1 protein-coding gene and 1 pseudogene are annotated in these 2,015 nt (G+C 64.7%); one reads left to right on the top strand and one right to left on the bottom strand.

Going from position 1 to position 2,015, the window contains the following annotated elements; translation table 11 throughout:
* A partial coding sequence (locus NW835_RS06915) for a tetratricopeptide repeat protein (protein ID WP_414414882.1) occupies positions 1–1,330 on the bottom strand: 1,330 nt, incomplete at its 3' end.
* A gap of 145 nt (positions 1,331–1,475) precedes the next feature.
* On the opposite strand from NW835_RS06915, the pseudogene NW835_RS06910 reads away from it, so the two are divergent.
* Positions 1,476–2,015, top strand: a pseudogene (locus NW835_RS06910) (hypothetical protein); the annotation flags it as partial.

Raw genomic sequence — 2,015 nt, 5'->3', positions numbered from 1 at the left:
GGGCTTTGCGGGCCAGCCGATACTGCCCCAGGCGCAGCAGAGCCACCCCTAGGTTGTGGAGCGTAATGGGATCCCGGCGGCGCAGCCGCAGCGAGCGCTTGTAACACTCGATGGCCGAGCGCAGCCGCTGGCAGTGGAACAGGGCATTGCCTTGGTAGCGCCAGACCCGGCCACTTCTGGGGTTGAGCTTCAAAACCCGGGCAAAGCTGGCCGCCGCCGAGCTGGGCCGCCGCAGCCGCCGCAACACGATCCCACGCGCCAGCCAGGTGCGGGGCTGTTGGGGGTTGTAGCGCAGCGCCTTGTTCAGGCTGTTGAGGGCCAGCTTGGGCCGCTTGAGTTGCATGAGGCGAATGCCGCGGTTGTGCCAGGCCAGGGCGTCCTCTGGGTTGCTCTCCAGCACCTTGTCGTAGTTGACCACCGCCGCTTTGTACTGACCCAGGCGCCCCAGAATCAGGGCCAGGCGCAGCCGCGTCTCCTCGTCGTAGGGGTTGATGCTCAGGGATCCGTTGTAGCTATCCACCGCCTCGCGGTAGCGGGCCAACTGCACCAGCACATCGCCGCGGCGGCTCCAGGCCAGGGCAAAGTTGGGATCCATATTCAAAGCGCGGTCGTAGGCGGCCAGGGCTTCGGTTAGGTTGCCCCGCTTGCGCCACTCCTCGGCCCGATCGAATTGAATATCGGCGCTGTTCCACTGGAACAGGCGCTGAAGAAATTGCAAAATGGCAATCTTGCGTGCCCCTTCCTCCGGTGTGGCAGAGGGCATTTCGCCAGTGGCAATGCGCAGGATGGCTAGCTGAATGGCTCGTAGGAAAGCTTGGAACCCCCGCACTTCCTCATCTTCAGGAGGTTCCTCGCGGCGGTGGTATTGCAGCCGAAATCGCTGCAGATCTCCAGGGGTGGGAAAGCTGGGATCCAAAAAGTGCATCAGCTCCCGGGCCCGGTACTCAAACAGCACCGGATCTTCCTCAGAGCCGCTAAAATCCAGCAGCGGCGCTTCTGCCAGGGGGCGGGGCAGCTCGGCGGGCGTGTGGAGCAGCGTCAGCAGGCGCTGGTTCTGTCGGGGCGGAGCGTGGGAGAAGCCGCTGTAGAGCTCATCTCTAGGCCAGGGATTGGCGACAAATTCCGGTGAGGCCACCACCCCGATCCAGCGGCATTGTTCGATGGCCAGTTGCAGCTCCAGCCGGCGGTCGTCTCCCGGCTGCAGCATCCAGCGGTCAAACCAGACCTTGAAGTCCTCCCGATCCAGCCGCTCCGCCAACTGCCGCGCCCAACGGGCCTGAGCCCGGTGGTAGCGCAGGAAGAGATCGAACTTATAATGCCCGGAAGACATGAACGTCGGCTCGCTGCTCTTTTCCAGCTTATCCTCGCTGCTCTTTTCCAGCTTATCTTTGCCACCGCCTCGGCGGCTTGGGGCGTTGCCCTTCCCCGACTGCAAGATCGGCGATAGTTGAGGAAGGGTTGGTCAGGAGGGGGAGATGGCAAGCGGAGTGCTAGCGATTGCCGCAGCGATTGGCTTGGTGGTTTTGCTGTTGGAAGCGATTCGCTATCGCCGCTGGGGATCCCTGCGCCGTTGGCAGCCGGCAATGGGACTGGGCCTGGTGGCCCTGGCAGCGCTGGGGGCGGGGCTGGGACAGTTGCCGGAACCGGTTCCGCTGGCCCTGCTGTTGGGGGGGCTGGTGGGAGTGGGGCTGCTGGGCTTGGGCGGCTGTGGGCGGGCCGGGCAGGGGCTGGCGGTGCTGCTGCTCAGCTTGGCCACCTGGCAGGGTGTAGCCGGCGGCGCCTTCGAGGGATCTGAGGCGGGAGCTGCTTTTTCCCTGCTGTTGTGGGGCTGCGGCCTGGGGATGGGCTTGGTGGGGATCCCGTTGCTGGGCTGCTTGGCTGAAGGAGAGATGCTGTCTGTGCTGATGGGGCTGGCCCAGGGCTGGAGCGGCATCGCTGCCCTCACCTGGGGATCCCGCCTTATGGAGATGGGAGCGGAATCTCTGCCAGATCTCCCTTGGCCGGTGTTGTTACCT

It is taken from the genome of Synechococcus sp. OH2 (genome assembly GCF_047462155.1).
Lineage (GTDB): Bacteria > Cyanobacteriota > Cyanobacteriia > Thermostichales > Thermostichaceae > Thermostichus.
This window is presented reverse-complemented; position numbering and strand designations above follow the sequence as displayed.